Raw genomic sequence first — 18942 nt, forward strand, 5'->3', positions numbered from 1 at the left:
CGACAGGCTCTTGTGACGGATGCGCCAGGAGCCGACATTCAACTGCCGCCGGCAAGCGGACATTCAGGACAGCTCATTCACATAGGTCGCTCATGGCGCGTAGAAAATTCTCTGCTAGCCACTATCTGCGCTGAGAGCGCACCTCTTGCGGCTCGCTCCATTGCGCAGCAGTTATCTTCAGGTCGCTGCCCGCTTCGGCCGGCTGCCGTCCGAGAATATCGAGGCTCGAACATGCTCAACCCGGCGTTCGCTGCAGGCCGATGAGATGCTGACGTCCTTGCGCTCCTTATTGATCGGGCTTTGGCTTCTCATCGTCCTTTCGGCAGGCACAACCGGCTTTCTCTTTGTATCGTTCTATCGAGAGACGGCGAGCGTCCAGGCCGGGCGGGCGCAGGATCGACTGGCCTCGTCCTGCCGCAGCATCGCTGATCGCTACGCGTTCTTCGCGTCCGGCTGGCGCGGGCCGTGGCCCGAGCGGACTGACGAAGAGCTGCGCCGGCAATTGACGAACCTCGTCCAGCTCGCGCTGGCCCGCTCCCAGGAGATCGAGGGCGGCATCTGGCGCGAAGTCGAGGGCTCGCTCGCCTATGCCTTCCCGACCTATGAGGGAACGGGCCCGAAGACCGACCTGCCGGCGGCGGAGCAGCCGACGATCGGCGAGGTCAATGCCGCCGCCGCGGCCGTCGGCAAGCCGACGACGCTGGAGCGGCGGGGACGCTCGCAAATTCTGCTGCTGCACGCGTGCCAGCTCGGAGGATCAGGCGATACAGGCCTGACCGGCTGGACGATGACGCGGATCGCCGTCGCCGTGGGCCCCGCCTACGACCGGCTCATGACCGGGTTCGCGGTGCTCGCAGTAACCGTATTGGGCTCCGCGTTCTGGCTGGGCTGGCTCCTGGTCGCGTGGTCGCGTCGGATCGCGCGGCTGGAGGCCGATCTCGCGGCCGGCGATGACGCCGATCTGCCCCGCCTCGCGCCGACGGGTCTGCCCGAGCTCGACCGCCTCGTGCATGCGCTCAACGCCAGCGGGGAGAGGCTATCCGACGCCCGGCGGCGCGCCGCTGGCGCCGAGCGGCTGGCTGCTGTCGGCCGCCTCGTCGCCGGCGTCGCCCATGAAGTCAGGAACCCGGTGACCGCCATGCGGCTCAAGGCGGAGAACGCGCTCGCCGCGGGAGACGAGCAGCGCCGCATCTCCGCGCTCGGCTTCATCCTCGACCAGATCGCCAGGCTCGACCGCCTGCTTCGCGATCTCCTGACGATGAGCCAGCCGCGCGAACCCAAGGCGGAGACCGTAGACCTTGCCCGCTTCCTCGCCGGGATCATCGCCGCCTTCAGCGATCGTGCAGCCGCAGCCCAGGTGAGCTTGATCGATCGTCTGGATCCGGCTGCCGGCGCGGAATCGCCGCCCATCTTCGATGCCGGCGAAATCGGACGCATCGTCGAAAATCTCGTCGGCAATGCGCTGCAGCATACGCCAGCCGGCGGCAGCGTGGAGCTCGCTGTCACGAGACGCGGCGAGAATCTCGTGATCTGCGTGCGCGACGACGGCCCCGGTGTGCCCGCGAAAATCCGCGAACGCCTGTTCGAGCCCTTCGTGACCGGGCGCCCGGAAGGCACCGGCCTGGGCCTCGCCATCGCGCGGGAGATCGCCGGCGTCCATCGCGCCACCTTGCGCCTGCTACCCTCGGATCGGGGAGCCCATTTCGAGATCGAGCTGCCATGGCGCCATCGACCATCCTGATCATCGACGACGAGGCGGGCCTGCGGGAAAGCCTGGAGGAAACGGTGCGCGATCTCGGCTACGACGCCGCGACCGCCGCATCCGGGCGAACCGGCCTCGATCGCCTGCGCAGCGAGACGATCGAGGCGGTCCTGCTCGATCTGCGCCTGGGTGGCGACATGGACGGCCTTGCGGTCCTCAAAGCGATCCGCGCGCTCCCCGTGCCGCCCCCGGTCACGATCCTGACCGCCTATGCGACGGCGGAAAACACCATCGAAGCGATCAGGCTCGGCGCCTTCGACCATCTCACCAAGCCGATCGGTCGTACCGAGCTCGCCGACAACCTGAAGCGGATGCTCGCATTGCGGGCGATGGAGCAGACGGCTCCGGCGGCAGCGGATGACGGGCAGATTGCCTCGCGCTGCACCCTGGTCGGGTTGAGCGAGCCGATGCGGATGGTGCAGAAGGCGATCGGGCTCGCCGCCGACAGCGACACCACCGTCCTCGTCACCGGCGAGACCGGCACCGGCAAGGAACTTGTCGCTCGCGCCCTGCACGAACACAGCAGGCGCAAGCCCAGGCCCTTCATCGCCGTCAACTGCGCCGCCATCCCGTCCGACCTGCTCGAATCCGAGCTCTTTGGGCATGTGAAGGGCGCCTTCACCGGCGCGGCCACCGATCGCAACGGCGCGTTTCGCGATGCGGACGGCGGCACGCTCTTCCTCGACGAGATCGGCGACATGCCGCCGGCCATGCAGGCCAAGATCCTGCGCGTGCTCCAGGACAAGATCGTCACGCCGGTCGGGGCGCGCCCGGTCCAGGTCGATGTCCGCATCGTCGCAGCCACGCATCGCAAGCTGCCCGAGCGCGTCGCGCAGGGCCTCTTCCGCGAGGACCTTTATTACCGGCTGAACGTGCTGACGATCCCGCTTGCTCTGCTGCGCGAGCGGCTCGCCGATATCGTGCCGCTGGCCGAGCATTTCCTGCGCCTGGCGGCGCGTCCCGGCGAACGCCCGAAACGGATGACGGGCGCGCTTGCGGCTTATCTGCTCTCGCGCTCCTGGCCGGGCAATATCCGGGAACTCAAGAACGCCATCGACCGCGCTGTCGTGCTGGCGCGGGGCGATACGCTCGACGTTGCGGATATGGGCGATGCCGGCGTCGACACGGGCGCAGGCGCCCCGCCGGCCGGCTGGCTCGACGGAGACCTGCCCACAGCCGTGGCTAGGCTCGAGAGCGAGATGATCCGCCGCGCGCTTCTGACCTGCGCCGGGAACCGGACCGAGGCCGCCCGGCGCCTCGGCATCAACCGGCAGCTCCTCTACACCAAGATCGAGCGCTACGGTCTCGATGTCGGCGGGGCGTCCGGATCCATGACGGGCGCCGTCAGGAATACGGACGGTCGAGAGCTCGACTGACCGCGTAAGCCTTTGAAGTTCAACAGCCTGCCTGTTGGCACGTCCGTTGCGGATGAATTGTCATCCCGCCGGGCATCCGGCACGACAGCAGGTGAAATCATGACGAACAACGTTCGATCCACTGCCGCCGCCCTCCTGTTATTGGGTGGCACGGCGCTTGGCGCCGCGACCGTCTTCGCCCAGGCCCGTGGCGGCCTGGCCTATGACGCTTCCCAGCTTCCCCAGACCAAGGGAGTCGTTAAGCAGTACACGCTGAACCCGCGCGGAGACATCGACGGCCTTCTGCTCGCCGATGGGACCGAGATCAAGCTGCCGCCGCATCTCTCCACACAGACGGCGTTCGCGCTGCGGCCGGGCGATGCGATCACCGTCCGCGGCCTCAAGGCGCGGGCCTTGCCGCTGATCGACGCCGTCTCCGTCACCAACGATGCGACCGGCGCCGTGGTGCTCGACCAGGGCCGCCCCGAGGAACGCTCCGCCGCGTCCGAGGTCATCACGAGCAAGATCGTCGCCGTGCTGCACGGCAAGCGCGGCGAGATCAACGGAGCGGTCCTCGAAAACGGAACTCAACTCCGGCTTCCGCCGCACGAGGCAGAACGTTTCGCCGACCTGTTCAAGCAGGACCAGGCGATCTCGGTTCGTGGTGAAAGCACGAAGACAGCGCTCGGCACGGTGATCGAGGGGACCGCGCTCGGCGCTACGCCGGATCGCCTGGCGCAACTGGACGCTCGCCGTCCGAAGCCGCCGCGTCCGGATGATCGCGCTCCGCCCCCGCCGCCTCCCGGCCCGCGCGGCTGACCTTCCGAAACGCGCCGGCGGCCATCGTCAGACGCGGCCGGCATCCTCAAGACAGGATCTTCCAATGCCCCGTCAGGATATGCACGTCCGTGGCACGGTGCGCGATCTCTTCGCCCACCGCTTCACCCTCGAAACCGACCAGAGTCTGCTCTTGGCCGACCTGACGCCTGAGGGTCTCGCTTTGATCAGCCTCTCCTCCGGCGACAGCATCGAGATCGCGGGCGAGCGCAAGCCGTCGGAAATCAAGGTTCGGCGCCTCAAGCGCGGCGAAACCACGATCGACATCGCGCCGAAGCCCAAGCCCGGCAAGCATCATGGCCCAGAGGCGGAAGCCGATCCGGACAAGGCGATCGATGCCGTGCGCCAGGCCGGGTTCGAGCCGAGCGGGAAGCCGCGCCGCAAGCCGAAGCACTTTGAAGTCTATGCCGCGAAGGACGGTAGGCTCTTCGAAATGCACGTCACCTTCGCCGGTGAAGTGCGGCATGCGAAGCCGCGCCTCGGCACCGAGTGACGCAAGGACAGGATTTCGCGGCTCGGGCGGGAACTGCCGCACGCTCCGCGGGTTTGAAGCCGCGGCCGTATCGGGACTTCTTGACCGAAGCTCCCGACACGATCCCCGGTCCCTCGCGGCTGGTCCCGTTCTCATGTCGATCGTCGACACGTTGCGGCGCGCCCGCCGAACAAGGCCTTCGCACCACGTCCTCGCCATTACCCTGTCCGGCGCATACCGGACGGTCTTTTCGCCTCCGTCCCTCTCCTTGCCGCGAGACGCTCCCATGCCCATGCTAAGCCAGTCAGGCGCCCCGGCGAAATCGGGCGAACGTTCGCCGTCCCGCCGGGCGCTTCTCGGCCTCGATGCGCTCAACTTCTTCCTCGCCGACGTGCGCGACGGGTTGGGTCCCTATCTCGCGATCTATCTGATCGCGGTGCGTGGCCCCGAACAGGGCTGGAACGAGGCGACGGTCGGCCTCGTCATGACCATCGCGGGCATCGTCGGGTTGATCGCGCAGACGCCGGCCGGCGCGCTGATCGATCGCGGCAGCCACAAGCCGGCGATCGTCATCGCTTCCGCCATCGCGGTCACGTTGTCGTGCCTGGCGCTGCCCTTCATCGGCAATTTCTATCTCGTCGTCGGCACGCAATCGGTCGCCGCGATCGCGGGCGCGATCTTCCCGCCGGCGCTGGCCGCGATCACGCTCGGCCTCGTCGGGCCGAAGCTGTTCTCCAAGCGCATCGGCCGCAACGAGGCCTTCAATCATCTCGGCAATGCGGCCTCGGCCGCGATCGCAGGCGCGACCGCCTATTTCTTCGGGCCGATCGTGGTGTTCTGGCTCATGGCCGTGCTCGCGGTCCTCAGCATCGGCGCCATGCTGATGGTGCCGGAGAAGGAGATCGACGACGACCTCGCGCGCGGTCTCGACGAGGCCGTCGACGACGAGAAGCCGTCTGGTCTCAAGACCCTGCTCCAGAACCGCTATCTCACGCTGTTCGCGCTGCTCTGCGCCATCTTCCACCTCTCCAATGCCGCGATGCTTACCTCCGTCGGCCAATTGCTCACCCGCGTCGCCGGCAAGGAGCAGGCGACCTCGCTGATCGCGATCTGCATCGTCGCGGCGCAATGCGTCATGGTGCCGATGGCGATCATGGTCGGCGCCAAGGTCGATGCCTGGGGCCGCAAGCCGATCTTCCTTGTCGCCTTCGGCGTGCTGGCGCTGCGCGGCGCGCTCTATGTCGTCTCGGACAACCCGTTCTGGCTGGTCGCCGTGCAGGCGCTGGACGGTGTCGGCGCCGGCATCTTCGGCGCGCTGTTTCCCATCGTGGTGGCGGACCTGACGCGCGGCAGCGGCCGCTTCAACGTCTCGCAAGGTGCTGTCGCGACGGTCCAAGGCGTCGGGGCCTCGATCTCCGCCTCGCTGGCGGGGGTGATCATCGTCACCGCCGGCTATTCCGCCGCCTTCGTCACGCTCGCGGCCATCGCGGCCTGCGGCCTCGTCCTCTATCTCGTTGCCATGCCGGAGACGCGCGGCTATGAGCCGCCGATCGACCACGGCGCTCGTCCGGTGCCGGCGGCGAGCGAGAAAGTGGCCTGATCGCACATGACCGGCTGGGGCCTCAACGCGACGCAGATCCTCGCGATCGCGATCTTCCTCGCGACCTATGTCGCCATTGCGATCGGCCGGATGCCCGGCTTGCGCGTCGACCGTGCTGGGGCGGCGCTGATCGGTGCGGCACTCATGGTCGGCTGCGGCGTGCTCTCGCTCGAGGATGCCTATCGGGCGATCGACCTCGATACCATCACGCTGCTGCTCGGCATGATGATCGTGGTCGCCAATCTGCGGCTCTCGGGCTTCTTCCGCATGGTGACCGACTGGGCCGCCGGCCGCGCGCGGCATCCTGTGCTGCTGCTTTCCGTCGTGGTGATGACGACCGGCGTGCTCTCCGCCTTCCTCGTCAACGACGCGATCTGCCTGGTCATGGCGCCGATAGTCATCACGCTGACGCGCGCGTTAGACCGCAACCCGGTGCCCTATCTCATAGCGGTAGCGCTCGCCTCGAATGTCGGCTCGACGGCGACGATCACCGGCAACCCCCAGAACATGATCATCGGCAATCTCTCGGGCATCTCCTACGGCGCCTTCACCGGCGCGCTGCTGCCGATCGCGGCGCTGGGGCTGCTGGTGACGATCCTGTTCGTGCTCCTGCTCAATCCCCGCGAGTACATGACGCGGCAGGCGCTGCGCAGCGTCACCGTTCCCGCTCACTATCATGGCTGGCTCGCGGCGAAGGCGGCGCTCGTCTCCGTCGCGATGATCGCCCTGTTCTTCCTCGGCCAGCCGGTGGCGAAGGTGGCGATCTGCGCTGCGGCGCTCTTGCTGCTCACCCGCAGGATCGAACCGCGCAAGGTCTATGCCGAGATCGACGGGCCGCTTCTGCTGATGTTCGCCGGGCTCTTCGTCGTGGTTCGGGGGCTCGAGCACGCCGTTTTGACGCCTGACCTGCTGGCGCAGGCCGCCCACCTCGACCTCGGCAACACCGCGATTCTGACCGGCGTGACGGCGATCCTGTCCAACCTCGTCAGCAACGTCCCGGCGGTTCTCGTACTGAAGCCCCTCGTCGAGAATCTGCACGATCCAAAGCGCGCCTGGCTCGTCGTGGCGATGGCTTCGACGCTCGCCGGCAATTTCACGCTGCTGGGTTCCGTTGCCAACCTCATCGTCGCCGAGCGCGCAGCCAAGGACGGCATCGCCATCGATTTCTGGACATATTTCAAGGTCGGCGCGCCACTGACGATCGCCACGTTGGCAATCGGTGTTTTCCTACGGCCTTAGCGCGCAACATCCGCGTCCGACCTCATGCGTTTAGCGGCGAGTTTCTGCTCCAGTGAGGTTGCTGTTTCGCCGGGCTTGATTGGTAGAGAGCGCATCCCAAATCATGATCGCCGCGAACAGCGACGGCGCGCTCGACGCGGCGATCAACCAAACCGGATCCATGTTGCTTCCAGGAGGATATGGCTATGGCAACGTTGGCAATCGCTCCCCGCCGCGGGAGGACTGCATGATGACATCAGACGACTTTGAGAGGCCGGTCGTGATCCTGACCGGGGTCGGGCATCCGGCGGCGATCGCGTCCGCGATGGAGGCCTATATGTTCCTGGCCGACTGGCCGGTTAACAGGCGCGATCCGGTCCACGGCTTTGCGCTGAAAGCCTGCCTGGCGGCGATCCGCGGAGAAATAGAACCAGACACGGCGCGCGGCTTGTTCGCGTCCTGGGCGGAAAAGCATGATCTCCTTGCGCCCGACGTTGCTGCGTTCGCCAGCAGCCGCAAGGAGGGCTCGCGCGGCCACGCCTGAGCTAGAGCCCGGCGCCGCACTAGCGGGGCCGGGCGACTGTTGAGGCGAAGGTGTCATTGAAAGGATATGAATGTTTCGGAGCGAGAAAGTGCCGTTGTTTCGCTTGCCTCGCATCCGCCTGGACGTCAGCAAATGCGAGAAGAGATTCGTGGAGGCGCTCGAACAGAACGCTCCTAGCGGGACCGGTCGAGCCGCCAAGGCCCTCGGATGGGCCTGTGATGCGCGAACGTTATTGAGCGCGGGAGCGATCTGGTGGCTGGTCTCGCCCCCGGGGAAGCAACAAACCTCTCTGCGCTATCTCGCCGTTTTCGCCACGACGACGATTCTCCACCATGCAATCAAAAGGTTTGTCGATCAGCAGCGTCCCGATCGCGTCATTCGGCCCCCTGTAAGGCATCAACTGATCGGTAGGGCGAGCGATGCGTTTCCCTCCGGGCACGCGATGCATGCCGGCGCATTGGTATCGTTTCTGGCCGGTCCCGGGACCGGTTCGCCGCCATGGCTGCGGAGTGCCTTTGGCGCGTTGGCGCTGTCGCGTGTCCCTGCCTTGGCTCATTGGCCTTCAGGAGTCGCGGCCGGGTTTGCGGCTGGAGCCATCGTCGAAAGATCGTGGCGGCGCATTCGTCCTCTGCAATGAGCCTTCGGCCCGAGCCGGCCCCCGCAGGGAGTGGCCAATGAGAAAGAAAAATTGCAAATATTTCCTGCCTTGCGATTGCTGGAAAAGAATTTATTTGCGTCTTTGAAAGTTATCATCTAGATATAAGCGCATCGAGATTGCTTGGTTGGTTTTTGTTTTACCGCGCTCCGAGCGCGGGTTCGATGATCCCCCCCTTTCAAAATCGTTCTGAACTCGCCCGACATCCTGTCGGGGAGCGACAGAGTTTGCCAGAAGGAGGGTTATTCATGACCACCGGCACAGTGAAATGGTTCAACTCCACCAAGGGCTTCGGCTTCATCCAGCCCGACGATGGCGGTCAGGACGTGTTCGTTCATGTCTCCGCTGTCGAGCGGGCTGGCATGCGGGATCTCCGCGAAGGCCAGAAGATCGGGTTTGAGGTCGCTCGCGACAACAAGTCCGGGAAGATGGCGGCGGAGCAGCTCCAGACCGCGTAATCAGGCGATGGGTCAACGGCGACCACGGATGTACTGGCGCCTTGACCATAGCCATCGGAAAGGCCGGGCTGGTGCTCGGCCTTTTTTGCTTTCAGCCTACTTGCGCTGAACATCCAGTGCTCGACGAGAACGCAAGGAGAAGCGGCATGCTTCAACAATCCAAGCAGCGCATGACGGCGGACAATCAATTCCTCAAGCTTCAGACCAAGTCCCTGGCGAGAGGTCGGATGACATCGGAGATGGACAGCATCATCCAACAGCGCGCCGAGAACACAGCCCGTCTGCGGGGCCTCCGGCTTGCGAAGGAGGCACAATACCAGGCCATGGCTCTCGCGTTGCCGCCGGTCAAAGCCAAGCGCGCGAAGGTGTCTAAAATCTCCGCATAACCGCCCGGAACTCGGCTCGGCGGCCGTGTGTTGCGGTCTCACCGGTTCAGGTGAGAGGACATCCATGGACATTCGCGTCGGCTACCGGATCGAGATCGGTACGATCCAGGCTATTCCGGGCATCTTGCTGCTCGACCCGCATCCGAGCCGACAGCCGGATTTCGTGACTGGACCCAACGCGCGGGCCGCCTCCGTCGTCGACGGAAGCGATGTGCCCGTGGAGGAGTACACGGACGGCTTCGGCAATCTCTGTCGCAGGCTCGTCATTCCCGCAGGCGGGGCGATCCTCACCAACGATATGGTCGTCCGCGATTCCGGCATGCCCGATCAGTTCGATCCGGCGGCGGTGGAGATATGGCCCGCCGATCTGCCTTCCGACGTGATCGAATACATGCTGCCGAGCCGCTATTGCGAGGTCGACGAGCTGTCGGCCGCGGCCTGGAATCTGTTCGGGAATTTCGCGCCGGGCTGGAACAGAGTTCAGCAGATCTGCAACTACGTGAACGCGCAGATTCGCTTCGACTATCAGTGCGCGCGCAACACGAGAACAGCCGCCCAGGCTATGAGCGAGCGCGTCGGCGTCTGCCGCGACTTCACGCATCTGGCGATTGCATTGTGCCGGGCAATGAACATTCCGGCGCGCTACTGCAACGGCTTCCTCGGCGATATCGGGGTTCCCCTCGATCCGGCGCCCATGGATTACAACGCCTGGTTCGAGGCTTATCTCGGCGGGACGTGGTGGACTTTCGATGCACGCCACAACATGCCGCGCATCGGTCGCATCCTCGTGGCGCGAGGGCGCGACGCAGCCGACATCCCGATGGTCCACACCTTCGGCCCGCATGTGCTGAACCGCTTCGAGGTGATCACTGAAGAGGTGGCTGTGGACTGATCGGATCGCGCGACCCAGACGGCCGTTCCAGTCACGCGGATGCCGAATGAGAAACTGTTGACACGAGCAAACTAGCAGCCGATGCCAGCCCCATGATGACCGGTCAAATTCGCGACGTTTCCCTCACGCCCGAGCTCAACGATTTCATATCCGAGCAAGTGGCCTCTGGCGACTATGCCGATACAAGCGCGGTCGTTCGCGCAGCCTTGAAAGCCCTCGGGGATAAGCCTCGCCCTTGGACGCCGAAGGAACGCTCGACGTGGCCAGTGGCCGGCGGGGAATGCGGTGCGTTGATCCGCGATCGGGACTGGGCCGCGACCAGCCTCGGTGCCGTCGATAGCTGGCCGGTCGAAATGCGCGCGACGATCGCCAATATCGTGAACTCCCCGGTGGCCAAGGTGCTGATGTGGGGGCCCGATCACATCATGCTCTACAACGATGCCTACAGGACGATTGCCGGGGAGCGTCATCCTTCGGCTCTCGGCAGCCCGGTCGCGACGGCCTTTCCGGAAGTCTGGGATTGGAATCGCCCCATCCTGGAAGCCGGCCTGCGCGGCGAAACCGTCTCCTATAGCGACCAGCCCATCGAATTCGACAGGCCAGACGGCAGGAAAACGCTTCATCTCGACCTGTTCTATACGCCGGTCTACGAAGCCGATGGCGGCGTCGGCGGCGTCATGTGTACGATCGTCGACAACAGCGCACGTGTCGAGGCAGAACGGCGCGTCGCCGTCAGCGAAACCGAACTGCTTAGAGTCACCGACGCGCTGCCGATGCTGGTCTCCTATGTCGACCGGGAGCATGTCTATCGCTTCGCGAACATCGCCTATGAAACCTGGTTTGGGGTGTCGCCGGCGGGCATGATCGGGCGGCACGTCAGGGACGTCATCGGCGATGCCCCTTATCAGGATCGCCGAGCTGATCTCGACCGTGGGCTTGCGGGTGAGCGCTTCACCGCCGAAACGACGATGCCGCACCGCGACGGCGTAACCCGGAGGCTCGAGGTTCGATATGTGCCGCGCGTCGAGCCGGACGGTTCGATCCCTGGCGTATACGTCCTAGGAATCGATGTGCAGGAGCGCGCCCTGCGCGAAGCTGCGCTGGCCCGGAGCAACAGCCGGTTTCGGACGGCGATGGATGCCGTGCACGGGGTATTGTGGACCAACAGTCCCGATGGCCGGATGGAGGGCGAGCAGCCGGGCTGGGCCGCGCTCACCGGTCAGGCCTATGAGGAGTACCAGGGCTTCGGTTGGGCGGAGGCGGTGCACCCAGATGACCGGTCCGGATCCGTCGAAAGCTGGAACGCGGCGGTCGCGGCGAAGAGCATGTACGTTCACGAGCACCGCGTGCGCCACAGAAATGGCAGCTGGCGCAACTTCGCAATCCGGGCCTTGCCCATGCTCGATACGACCGGCGAGATCGTCGAATGGGTCGGCGTCCATACCGACATCACGCACCAGCGGGCCGCCGAAGCAGCCCTTCGCGCGCAGGCCGAGGATCTCTCCCGGCAGGTCCGGCATCGCGAGCGGGCCGAGGCGCAGCTGCGACAGCTCAACGATACTCTGGAGGCGCGCGTCATCGCAGAGATCGACGAGCGGCGCCAGGCTGAGGCCAAGCTCGCGCAAGCTCAGAAGATGGAGACGGTCGGCAAACTGACAGGGGGCGTCGCGCACGACTTCAACAACTTGCTTCAGGTCGTGGCTGGCAACCTGCAACTTCTCGCCAAGGACATCGCCGGCAACGAGCGCGCCGAGCGACGCGTCACCAACGCGATGGCCGGCGTCTCCCGCGGGTCCAAGCTCGCCTCTCAGCTTCTCGCCTTCGGCCGCCGCCAGGCGCTCGAACCCAAGGTCGTCAATGTCAGCCGCTTCGTGCGCGGTATGGACGATATGCTGCGCCGCGCGCTCGGCGAGGCGATCGAGATCGAGACCGTGGTCGGCGGCGGCTTGTGGAACACGTTCATCGACCCCGCCCAGATCGAGAACGCCTTGCTCAATCTCGCAATCAATGCCCGTGACGCGATGGAGGGCCAGGGCAAGCTCACCATCGAACTCGCCAACACCATGCTGGACGATGCCTATGTCCGCGCCCATGACGAAGTCACGGCGGGGCAGTATGTCATGCTCGCCGTCACCGACACGGGCAGCGGCATGGCGCCCGAGATCATCGACAAGGTGTTCGAGCCATTCTTCTCGACGAAGGGCGAGGGTAAAGGTTCGGGCCTGGGCCTCTCCATGGTCTATGGCTTCGTCAAACAGTCGGGCGGCCATGTGAAGATCTATTCCGAGGTTGGGCATGGCACGACGATCAAACTCTATCTACCCCGCGCGTTGGAGAGCGAGGATGTAGAGGTCGCGGTCGATACCGGACCCGTGGCGGGCGGAACCGAGACGGTGCTGGTGGTCGAGGACGACGAGGAGGTCCGCGCGACTGTCGTCGAGCTACTCGCCGATCTGGGCTACCGCGTCCTCAAGGCCGTCGATGCCGCGAGCGCGCTGAATGTGATCGAGAGCGGCATTCCCATCGACATACTCTTCACGGATGTGGTGATGCCCGGCTCGTTGAAGAGCCCCGAGCTGGCGCGAAAAGCGCGCGAGCGCCTTCCGAACATCGCTGTGCTGTTCACCTCCGGCTACACCGAGAACTCGATCGTCCATGGGGGAAAGCTCGATACGGGCGTCGAGCTGCTTTCGAAGCCGTACACGCGCGAAGCGCTGGCGCGGAAGTTCAGGCATGTGCTTGCAAAACCAGCAGCAACGTAACGCCGCCGCGGCGCACCAACGCCCTCAGGAGAGCGCTGCGGTGCCGGCGCCGACCGTTGCCGATGCACGACGTACCGTGCTGCTCGTCGAGGACGACGCGCTGATCCGGATGAACACCGCTGAAATCCTGGAGGATGGTGGGTTTATCGTCGTCGATGCAGGGAGCGCGGAAGAAGCGATGGCGGCGCTCCAGACTGCTCCGGTCGACATCCTCGTCACCGACATCAACCTCCCGGGAGCGTCGGGAACGGAGCTCGCGGCGAGAGCGCGAGAGCTGCGGCCGCAGGTCGTCGTTGTCTTCGCGACGGGTGACGCCTCGACGGTTGGCAAGGATGATCAGGCGTCAATTCTCGTGAAGCCTTATGCCGAGCACACGTTGCTGTCGCTGCTGGGCACAGCTTCGTCCTCAGCACCTGCCCCGCTGGTCAACAAGACGGACGCCGATCAAGCGTAGCGGCCATCGGCCGCCCGTCTTGCGCAGTGGCGACACAAAAAAGCGAGCTACCTTTCGGTAGCTCGCTTTGCGTACAATCGGTGGTGATCAAGCCTTATCGACGACCTTCTTCACCGCTTCCTTACCTTTGCCGAGCGCCTGCTGTGCCTCGCCCTTGCGCTCCTGAGCAATGCCCTCGGCCTGAAGGCCTGGCTTGTCCAGCGCCTTGCCGGCGGCCTGCTTGACGTTGCCGGCGGCCTCGTTGGCCATACCCTTGATCTTGTCCATGGTACTGCCCATTGGAATGTTCCCTGTCGACTGAGCTGGCCGCTCGATGGCGGCGTCGACGGGCATAACGGTTACGCTTGTTACAGGTTCCTATGCGACCTGGAGCATCACGCCTTCGTCATCGCTGGTTCTTCGCTCGCGGTCGGAATTTTTTCCATGATCCGTATTCGCTTAACCAACGATCCCTGAGGGGCGGAGCCGATGCCGAGATTCAGGATCTCGACGGATTGGGCAGCAGCGGGAAGCGCATGACCTACCTCTTGAGTTCCTGATGTTTAAGCCACGCGGTAATTTCGTCGATGCGAGAGAGGAGAGAAATCCACCGCACGGCAGCCAACGAATCTCTCATAGCAAAAAGAACGGAATGGTCTCGGAACTTGGTGACCTCTCCTGCCGTTCGGCATCCGGGGGGCGGAGATTGCTGCGATGCCGACCTACAATGTACGCTTGGATGTCGGCGAAGGGTTGGACCGGGAAGAGCCGATGGAATTCCGCGACGCACAGGCGGCCCGCCGTGATGCACAGATCGCAATGACGGAGATGGCCCGTGATCATATCCCTGGAAAGCGCAAGGCTCATTTGGCTGTCGAGCTAGACGACGACAAAGGCGCTGCCATCTATCGCGCGAAACTCGAATTCAGCGGTTACGACGGCGAAGAGCCGGAGACGGACCCAGAGCAGCAGCTTCCGAACGGATCATGTGAGTGAGCAAACCAATCGCGTTGATCGTAGAAGACGAGCCTTTGCTGATGATCCACGCGGTGGATATCGTCGAAAGCGCGGGGTTCGAGGTTCTGGAGGCAGCCAACGCGGACGAGGCGGTAGCCGTCTTGGAAAGCCGCGGCGATATCCGTGTCGTCATCACCGACGTGCAGATGCCCGGCAGCATGGATGGGGTCAAGCTGGCCAATGCCGTGCGCGATCGATGGCCGCCGATCCTGATCATTGTCGTGTCCGGTCACCACAAGCTGCAGGCGGGCGAATTGCCGGACGACGTAACTTTCCTGACCAAGCCCTATTCCGAGCGCCAGATGCACCAGGCGCTGTCGCTGATCGGTTAGTCTAAGGATGAGCTGATATTGCGCCGGAAGAGCTCCTCGTCGTCCGGCGTGCCGCTGATCTTGTCCTGATCAGGGAGCGGCGCTTCGAGCGTGAAGACGACGCCTGAAGGCAGGTAGCTTAGCGAGCCCTTGCCATTCAGTTCGGCCGTCAGCACCTTCTCGATGAGCCGGGTGCCGAAGCCGCGGCGTGTGGGCTTGCCAGTGACCACAGGCCCGCCGACCTCTTGCCAGCGGAACTCGATCACCTTCGAGCCGGCGTGATCAGCGACGTGCCAATCGATGACGACATGCCCGTCTGGCACCGACAACGCGCCGTACTTCGCCGCGTTGGTCGACAGTTCGTGCAAGGCCAGCACCATCGCCATGGCGGCGCGCGGCGGCAGGCTGATAGCTGGACCGCCGACGCGAAAGGGCTTGGCGCCAGGGACGTCGAAGGATTCGATGGCACTCGCGACAACCTCTGCGATGGTCGCGCTCTGCCATTCCTCACGGGTGAGCAGATCGTGAGCCGATGCCAGCGACTGCATGCGGGCTGTGAGGACCTCCGTCGCCTCTTTGAGCGAGCCCGCGTTACGCAGGGTCTGCGTCGCGATGGACTGAATGGTCGCCATCGAGTTCTTGACGCGATGCTTCAACTCAGCGGTGAGCAGCAGCCGCTGTTCCTCGTTGCGGCGACTTTCGGTGATATCGAGGGTGACACCGGCCATGCTGAGCGGCTTGCCCTCCGCGGAATAATAGGGCCGTGCGCGTGCCATGATCCAGCGGGTCTCGCCGGAGGGCGTCTCGATCCTGTACTCGTGCTCGTAGTCGTGATGGTTCTCGATTGCGTCCTTGACCGATTGCTGCATGCGCGGACGCTCTGCCGGCAGGATCGTCGCAATGAGGTCCTGATAGGTGAGAGGCTCGTTAGGCTCGCGCCCGAAATTGCGCTTGCAGATGTCCGAGCAGGTCAGCCGCATATCGGTGAGGTCGAGCGTCCATGAGCCGAGGCGGGCGGCCTGGATCGTAAACTTCAGGCGTTCCTCGGAAAGCCTGAGCTCGCGGGTGCGGCGTTCGACCTCCTTCTCCAGCTTGTCATACTCGCGCTGAAGCCGCACCAAGCGGTCGCGCTCCAGCGTGACGTCGAACTGCGACGCGAAGAAATAGGTCAGATGACCGTCACCGTCGAAGACTGGCGAGATCAGCACGCGATTGTAGAAGCGCGAGCCATCCTTCCGGTGATTGATAATGTCCATCTCAATCTGCGAACGGCGTGCGATGGCGTCCCGCAGCTTCGCGACGTCCTTTGGATCAGTCTCTGGTCCTTGGAGGAACCGACAGTTTCGACCTAAAACTTCCTCGCGCGTGTAGCCGGTCAGACGCGTGAAGGAATCGTTGGCGAATACGATCGGATTGTCGGGCTGGTTAGGATCGGTGATCAACATCGGCATCCGCGTCGCGCGAACGGCAGATGCGAAGGGGTCCGACGACTTGCCGACCTTCTCGATCTCACTCTCGATCCGGTCGTGCTCGGTCTCGGCGGTCATAGTGTCGTTGATCTCCTGACGTGCCTCATAGCCCAAGGCAAGTGCGGTGGTCATGTCATTTGCTGCGTGACGCAGCCGCATATTGCTGTAGCGAGATGGCAACTCTCTCGGCCTCGCCGAGTTCAATCGCTGATTCGTCAAACAGGCCGTACATCCTTATGGATGCGACGCTAACTCAGATTACAGATCAGAATGAACTCCGCCGAACGCGAAGCCCGTTTCATGCGCAGTCTCCTTGCTGCGTCCGACGATTGCATCAAGGTCCTCGATCTTGACGGCAAGCTGACCTTCATGAGCGAGGGCGGCCAGCGCGTGATGGAGGTCAGCGACTTCAACGCGCTTTCGGGTTGCCCGTGGCCGGACTTCTGGGCCGATGCCGGGAACGCCGAAGCCAGGCACGCGATCGCTGAGGCTCAGGCCGGTCGAAGCTATCGCTTCCAGGGTGCAGCGAACACCGCGGCCGGCAATCCCCGATATTGGGATGTGAAGGTCTCTCCGATCATCGGCCCCGATGGCAATCCTGAGCGGATCCTCTCCGTGTCCCGCGACATCACCGAGTTGAAGGCCGCCGAAGATCGCTTGCTGCTGCTCGCGCAGGAACTCAAACACCGGATGAAGAACACGATCGCCATGATCCAGGCGATCGCGGGCCGACACTGCGCGGTGATAACATCCCTTTAGCTGCCCGCGAGGCCTTCAACGACCGGATCCGCGTTCTCGCCGACGCCCAGGATTTGCTGATGCCGTCAGCTTGGGCGCGCGGTCCGATTCGCGGCGTTGTCGAACGTGCTGTCGCGCCACACGGTCTGGACAGGTTTGATATCGTCGGGCCGCAACGAGATATCGCTTCGAAATGCGCCGTCGCCTTGGCCCTGGCCCTGCATGAGATGGCGACGAATTCGGTCAAGTACGGCGCGCTCCGTGCAGACGGACGCGTCCACGTAGAATGGTCGGTCGACGACGAATTTCGCTTTACTTGGGCGGAAGCCGGAGGCCCGAAGGTCCAAGAGCCGACCCGTAAGGCTTCGGCTCACGCATGATCGAGCGAGTGCTGGCGAGCTATTTCCGTGGCACGGGCGGCGTTGAGTATAGGCCGGAAGGCCTGGTGTTCACACTCGTTGCTCCACTCGACGCGCTCGACGACGAGAGCTGATTACGAGAACGCCCTAGCAACGAGGAAATACGCGCTTATAGCGATACCGCGAGGCCGGGGAGGCTTGGAACACGATGGACGACGCGGCGCTTACCCGTCTGCGCGGCTCATCTCCAAACTGAAGTGCTTTAAACCAAAAGCTCCGGACGTCCGTTCTTGGCCGGCCTTTTTCTTTGCGGCGCGGCGCACATTGAATTGCCAGTAAGCAGAAGTTCTAGACGTCGGCTATGGGCCAATAGCGGTAGTTCCAGGCGTCTCTGCTGAAGGCTCTTGACCGTACCCAAACGGCATGCACCTTTTTGGTCACGGATGAGCTTGGTCAGTGTGATCGTCGCTAGTGCGGCTCGTATCTCGCAAGCCCGTGTCGCCATAATCAGCGGCCTAATGCGAAGCTATGCGCGTCGTCGGCCCCATTGATAAGAGGCAACCTTGCCTGGGGCGCTCTCCATCATCGGATTGACGCGGCCGGACGAATCGCGGTGACTAGGTGCACGGTTGAGCTTGGTCAGTGTGATCGCCGCTCCGGCGGAGTTGTATCTCGCAAGCCCGTGGCGCTGCGCAGCGACCTAGTGCGAAGCTTTGTCTAAATCGGAAGCCATCCAGGGCGAACGCTACTTACGCGCTGACTGCCCCGCTCGCGAAGGCTTCACTCGCGCTGCGGTTTTCCCAATGTGTGATCGTTGCTTCAGCAGCTTGTATCTCGTGGGCCCGCGTTGCCGCCGGTGGCAACCAAATGCGAAGCTTTGACCCTATTCCGCCGATATCCACAGTTTGGCATGCCGCCAGGTTGACGGCTGGCGCCAGAGCTGCCGAAATACGAGTGCGGTTTTCCTGGTAGTTTGATCGTTGCCTCGGCAGCTTGTATCTCACGGGCCCCGCGTCGCGCTATTTCGTGACGAAGTGCGAAGCTTTGCCCAGACCGAGACGCTTCCACAGCCATGTCGTCTGATCGGTTGACACCGATTGGCGTGACCGAGTCAGATGAGACACGGTTATTTCGGTAGCTTGATCGTCGCTTCGGCGAAGTTGTATCTCACGGAACCCGCGTCGTCTCGCCAGCGACCAAGTGCGAAGCTATGCCCTCATCCGGATACCGCTGGGGGGTGTCAAAAGTGCCCGCATGTTCGAGGCGCCGCACCGGATGCCTTCTCATGCGGAGTTTTTTTCTTCGCGATGAGTTTTTCGCGCCGACGAAAGAAAACAAATCAACTTCGGCGCTGCTTTCTGACTGCCAGCGCCGACCAGTCGGTCGAGACCCGTCTAGAGACTCTGCCAGCTGAACCTAGCGTCTGATCCGAGTTGGTGTTCGCCCGCTGCCTTCGGCCAGCGGGTTTTTTGCGTGGCGTATGATCCGGGCATTGTGCGCCCGGCCGCTTAACGGCCTGGCGGCCGCAGCTCTGCGTCGCCCGTCTTTCCGAACCTGACCGATCTCGCACGGCATCGGCCGATTGCGAGCGCGGCCATCCAGCCTCTGACCGATTCTCCGGGCGGAGCGCTTGCCTGCATCCATTTTTACGAGGAACAAAGCCCATGCCAGGGC

General features: G+C 63.9%; 17 protein-coding genes and 1 pseudogene. 16 read left to right on the top strand and 2 right to left on the bottom strand.

Features of this window, described 5'->3' with window-relative positions; translation table 11 throughout:
- The first annotated feature begins 502 nt into the window (after positions 1 to 502).
- From AC3WMA_RS09950 to AC3WMA_RS10005, 12 genes and pseudogenes are all read left to right on the top strand, one after another.
- The gene (locus AC3WMA_RS09950) at positions 503 to 1741 is read left to right on the top strand and encodes a sensor histidine kinase (RefSeq protein ID WP_492285217.1); all 1239 of its coding nucleotides are present in this window, start codon (positions 503 to 505) and stop codon (positions 1739 to 1741) included.
- On the top strand, positions 1720 to 3138 hold the full coding sequence (locus AC3WMA_RS09955) for a sigma-54-dependent transcriptional regulator (RefSeq protein WP_492285218.1): 1419 nt from the start codon (positions 1720 to 1722) through the stop codon (positions 3136 to 3138). The genes AC3WMA_RS09950 and AC3WMA_RS09955 overlap by 22 nt, the downstream gene beginning before the upstream one ends.
- Positions 3139 to 3237: 99 nt before the next feature.
- Positions 3238 to 3936, top strand: coding sequence for a hypothetical protein (locus AC3WMA_RS09960; RefSeq protein ID WP_492285219.1), 699 nt, complete (start codon positions 3238 to 3240; stop codon positions 3934 to 3936).
- A 64-nt stretch (positions 3937 to 4000) separates the two neighbouring features.
- The gene (locus AC3WMA_RS09965; protein ID WP_492285220.1) at positions 4001 to 4447 is read left to right on the top strand and encodes a hypothetical protein; all 447 of its coding nucleotides are present in this window, start codon (positions 4001 to 4003) and stop codon (positions 4445 to 4447) included.
- A 271-nt stretch (positions 4448 to 4718) separates the two neighbouring features.
- Positions 4719 to 6026, top strand: coding sequence for an MFS transporter (locus tag AC3WMA_RS09970; RefSeq protein ID WP_492286084.1), 1308 nt, complete (start codon positions 4719 to 4721; stop codon positions 6024 to 6026).
- A 6-nt stretch (positions 6027 to 6032) separates the two neighbouring features.
- The gene (locus AC3WMA_RS09975; RefSeq protein ID WP_492285221.1) at positions 6033 to 7265 is read left to right on the top strand and encodes an anion transporter; all 1233 of its coding nucleotides are present in this window, start codon (positions 6033 to 6035) and stop codon (positions 7263 to 7265) included.
- Between the two features lie 103 nt (positions 7266 to 7368).
- Positions 7369 to 7788 (top strand): DUF982 domain-containing protein, encoded by a 420-nt coding sequence (locus tag AC3WMA_RS09980; RefSeq protein ID WP_492285222.1) that lies wholly within the window; start codon positions 7369 to 7371, stop codon positions 7786 to 7788.
- Positions 7789 to 7858: 70 nt separating this feature from the next.
- On the top strand, positions 7859 to 8425 hold the full coding sequence (locus AC3WMA_RS09985) for a phosphatase PAP2 family protein (protein WP_492285223.1): 567 nt from the start codon (positions 7859 to 7861) through the stop codon (positions 8423 to 8425).
- A gap of 266 nt (positions 8426 to 8691) precedes the next feature.
- A complete protein-coding gene (locus AC3WMA_RS09990; RefSeq protein ID WP_297255744.1) occupies positions 8692 to 8901 on the top strand; it encodes a cold-shock protein in 210 nt (69 codons plus the stop codon).
- A gap of 41 nt (positions 8902 to 8942) precedes the next feature.
- On the top strand, positions 8943 to 9287 hold the full coding sequence (locus AC3WMA_RS09995) for a hypothetical protein (RefSeq protein ID WP_492285224.1): 345 nt from the start codon (positions 8943 to 8945) through the stop codon (positions 9285 to 9287).
- A 64-nt stretch (positions 9288 to 9351) separates the two neighbouring features.
- Positions 9352 to 10179, top strand: a complete 828-nt coding sequence (locus AC3WMA_RS10000) for a transglutaminase-like domain-containing protein (RefSeq protein ID WP_492285225.1) — start codon at positions 9352 to 9354, stop codon at positions 10177 to 10179.
- Between the two features lie 92 nt (positions 10180 to 10271).
- Positions 10272 to 13395 (top strand): annotated as a pseudogene (locus tag AC3WMA_RS10005) (PAS domain-containing protein).
- A gap of 87 nt (positions 13396 to 13482) precedes the next feature.
- Here AC3WMA_RS10005 and AC3WMA_RS10010 read toward each other — a convergent pair.
- Positions 13483 to 13674 carry a CsbD family protein gene (locus AC3WMA_RS10010; protein ID WP_047576566.1) on the bottom strand — a complete coding sequence of 64 codons (192 nt, stop codon included), beginning with the start codon at positions 13672 to 13674 and terminating at the stop codon, positions 13483 to 13485.
- A 414-nt stretch (positions 13675 to 14088) separates the two neighbouring features.
- Here AC3WMA_RS10010 and AC3WMA_RS10015 point away from each other — a divergent pair, with 414 nt between their 5' ends.
- The gene (locus AC3WMA_RS10015) at positions 14089 to 14370 is read left to right on the top strand and encodes a DUF6894 family protein (protein WP_492285226.1); all 282 of its coding nucleotides are present in this window, start codon (positions 14089 to 14091) and stop codon (positions 14368 to 14370) included.
- Complete coding sequence (locus AC3WMA_RS10020) at positions 14367 to 14723, top strand: response regulator (protein WP_492285227.1); 357 nt, start codon at positions 14367 to 14369, stop codon at positions 14721 to 14723. The genes AC3WMA_RS10015 and AC3WMA_RS10020 overlap by 4 nt, the downstream gene beginning before the upstream one ends.
- Here the strand turns inward: AC3WMA_RS10020 and AC3WMA_RS10025 are convergent.
- Entirely contained in the window at positions 14720 to 16249 is a 1530-nt protein-coding gene (locus AC3WMA_RS10025) for a PAS domain-containing protein (protein WP_492286085.1), read from the bottom strand. The genes AC3WMA_RS10020 and AC3WMA_RS10025 overlap by 4 nt on opposite strands.
- A gap of 192 nt (positions 16250 to 16441) precedes the next feature.
- Between AC3WMA_RS10025 and AC3WMA_RS10030 the strand changes: the two genes are divergently transcribed.
- Positions 16442 to 16930 carry a PAS domain-containing protein gene (locus AC3WMA_RS10030; protein ID WP_492285228.1) on the top strand — a complete coding sequence of 163 codons (489 nt, stop codon included), beginning with the start codon at positions 16442 to 16444 and terminating at the stop codon, positions 16928 to 16930.
- A 26-nt stretch (positions 16931 to 16956) separates the two neighbouring features.
- Positions 16957 to 17289: a hypothetical protein gene (locus tag AC3WMA_RS10035; protein ID WP_492286086.1), complete on the top strand. Its 333-nt coding sequence runs from the start codon at positions 16957 to 16959 to the stop codon at positions 17287 to 17289.
- Positions 17290 to 18942: the final 1653 nt, after the last annotated feature.

The organism is Allobosea sp. FW305-C-101, assembly GCF_058783685.1.